This window comes from Streptomyces sp. NPDC041784, assembly GCF_055591025.1.
The window spans coordinates 1-2,735 of the sequence record NZ_JBVJAB010000081.1; the positions used below are offsets into that span (position 1 = coordinate 1).

3 protein-coding genes and 1 pseudogene are annotated in these 2,735 nt (G+C 66.9%); 3 read left to right on the forward strand and 1 reads right to left on the reverse strand.

The window, feature by feature from the left end; all coding sequences use genetic code 11:
* Nucleotides 1-94: 94 nt before the first annotated feature.
* A complete protein-coding gene (locus ACZ6D7_RS47415; protein WP_469505134.1) occupies nucleotides 95-292 on the forward strand; it encodes a hypothetical protein in 198 nt (65 codons plus the stop codon).
* A gap of 44 nt (nucleotides 293-336) precedes the next feature.
* Here ACZ6D7_RS47415 and ACZ6D7_RS47420 read toward each other — a convergent pair whose 3' ends face one another.
* Nucleotides 337-1,065, reverse strand: coding sequence for a DUF2625 domain-containing protein (locus ACZ6D7_RS47420; protein ID WP_469505136.1), 729 nt, complete (start codon nucleotides 1,063-1,065; stop codon nucleotides 337-339).
* A 154-nt stretch (nucleotides 1,066-1,219) separates the two neighbouring features.
* On the opposite strand from ACZ6D7_RS47420, the gene ACZ6D7_RS47425 reads away from it, so the two are divergent.
* Nucleotides 1,220-2,104 carry a Mu transposase domain-containing protein gene (locus tag ACZ6D7_RS47425; protein ID WP_469505138.1) on the forward strand — a complete coding sequence of 295 codons (885 nt, stop codon included), beginning with the start codon at nucleotides 1,220-1,222 and terminating at the stop codon, nucleotides 2,102-2,104.
* A pseudogene (locus ACZ6D7_RS47430) lies at nucleotides 2,101-2,646 on the forward strand (ATP-binding protein); the annotation flags it as partial. The gene ACZ6D7_RS47425 and the pseudogene ACZ6D7_RS47430, both read left to right, overlap by 4 nt.
* Nucleotides 2,647-2,735 lie beyond the last annotated feature (89 nt).

Here is a 2,735-nt window from a genome sequence, read left to right on the forward strand (position 1 = left end):
CAACTTCGCCCGAGCACGGTTCACTTCATGTGCGTCCACACCACCAACATGCCCCCAAACAGGACCGCGAGACAGACCTAACTGAGTCCTACTAGTGGAGATCCGCGACAACCTTCACGCCCGCATCGCGGAGGCCGAGCGCGAAGGCTGGCTCGGCGAGGTCGAAGGACTCCGCGTCAGCCTTGCTGGCGCCGAGGACAAGCTCGCCCAAATTGACCGCAGGCCCCGCAACGGCGCTGCCGTTGACCTTGGCCTGCCTACCCTCCGAGATCAACAGGGAGAAGCGCCATGACCTCCCAACCGACGATAGTTCGTCGAACGGGTCAGCCCTCTGACCTATACCGCACCAAGGAATCCCGGATCGGCCGGGCCCATCTGCTGGGCGAAGTCAGCGGCAACTCCGAGGACTTCACGCATCGGCACGGCACGGCGACTGGTGGCCGCAAGGTCCGCTTGAGCCTCCTGCGACCACAGGAACGGAATCACCGAGATGCCCTGCGAGAAGGACAACGAGGCCGCCTCCTCACGCCAGCCTGGCCAGCGCAGCCCTTCATAGAACTTCTCCAGCCGTCCGGACAGCATCCAGGAGATCCATACCGAGTGACCCATCTCCATCGCTTCCCACTCCAACGTGTCGGGGGCGAAGTAGGTCATCTGTCCTGGGGCACCGGGCCGGCCCGCCGCTTCCGGGTCGTGGCCGTTCAGCGCGAACACTCCGCCCAACGCGTCGTGGCCGACGACCAGGCCCTGCGCCGGATGCCAGGCAGGATCGAAATTGGCGGGGAACGCATTGACCCGGGCAAGGCTTGGCAGACTGCCGTCGTCTTCGCCCGACCCGCCGCCGAACACACGAACCCATCCGTCATCGAGGACCAGGCCGCCGCTGTTCAACGCCACGGCGCCGAGCACTGATCGCGCCGTGACTTGCATCTGCAGCAGGCACCGACGGCTCTCGCCACGGTCAACGGGCAGCACCTTTACCGGAACAGTGCTGGCCGCGACCAGCTCCTGCAACTCGGGCCAGGCCGGGTCGTCCACGTTGATCAGCTCATCAGTTCCACGCACCCGATGATGATCCCAGTGCTGCCCGACGTCTCCGACACCAGGTCCGAGGGACAGATTCCTACGGAGGGCGACGCAGACTCCCGAAGTTCAGAGAATCGGTATCGAGAGTTTCTACTGTCGGCCTGGCATCGAGGGCGCTCACGAGAAGGGCGGAGTGGAGGGCCAGATCGGCTACTTTCGCCGCAACCACTTCACCCCGGTGCCCGAGGTCGACTCGCTGGCCGAGCTGAACGAGCTCGTCGATCAGTGGGATCTGCAGGACGGACGGCGCCGGATCGGTTCGCGGCCGCGGACCATCGACGAGTACTTCGAGGCCGAGCGGCCGCTGCTGATGCCGTTGCCGGAAGAGTCCTTCGAGACGGGTCGGCTCTTCACTCCGAGGGCCGACCGCTACAGCCAGATCGCGGTCCGCACGAACCGCTACTCGGTACCGGTCCGGCTGATCGGGAAGCGGGTCCGGATCGTGCTCCATGCCTCTCACCTGGTGGTTTACGACCAGAACGTGGAAGTGGCCCGGCACGAGCGTCTGATCGCGAAGGGCGGCTGCCGCCTGGATCTAGACCACTACCTCGAGGCCCTGATCCGCAAGCCGGGTGCTTTCCCCGGCGCCACCGCGCTCGAACAGGCTCGCTCCGCCGGCAAGTTCACCCCGGTCCATGACGCCTGGTGGGCTGCAGCGGTCAAGGCCCACGGAGACACAGCCGGCACCAGGGCCTTGATCGAGGTGCTGCTGCTGGCCCGCCACGTCTCGCACGAGCACCTGGTCGCCGGTCTCGCGACTGCTTTGCGGGCTGGGGCCCTGACCGCGGACGCGGTCGCGCTTGAGGCCCGCAAGGTCGCCCAGGCCGAGGACGAGCCTGCCGGGCACGCTGCGCGGGCCGGCGCAGCGGGTGAGGCAACGGTGACGTTTCTGCACGAGTGGCGACTCGCGCATCTTCCCCCGGACACCAGGCCGCTGCCCTCGGTGACCCACTACGACCAACTGCTCCGACGCCGTCGCGCCAGCGGCGGTGAACACCGCGAGGGAGAAGCACAGTGACCCTGCCCCGCCAGCGAGGACTGACCGAGCAGGCCGCCACCACGGCCATCGACACCGCCTGCCGCCTCCTGCGGCTTCCGTCGATCAGGAACGAGTTCTCCGACATCGCCGATCGGGCGATGAAAGACCAGATGACCTACCGCGGCTTCCTCGCCGAACTCCTGATGGCCGAGTGCGACGACCGAGCCCGGCGCCGTTCAGAGCGGCGGATCAAGGCAGCGGGCTTCCCCCGGGACAAGTCCCTGCGGACCTTCGACTTCGACGCGAACCCGAACATCGACGCGGCGGCCATCCACACTCTCGCCAGCTGCGAGTGGATCAAGAAGAGCCAGCCGCTCTGCCTGATCGGCGACTCCGGGACCGGCAAGTCCCACATGCTGATCGCGCTCGGCACCGAAGCCGCGATGGCCGGCTACCGGGTCAAGTACGTGCTGGCGACGAAGCTGGTCAACGAACTCGTCGAAGCCGCCGACGAGAAGCAGCTGACCAAGACCATCGCCCGCTACGGCCGCGTCGACCTCCTCTGCATCGACGAACTCGGCTGTGCGCCACGAGGCGCTGATGGATCTCGCGGGATGAGAGGCCCGCCGCTGGTCCTCGCAGGGACCGGTTGAAGCTGGAGGCAGGCTGA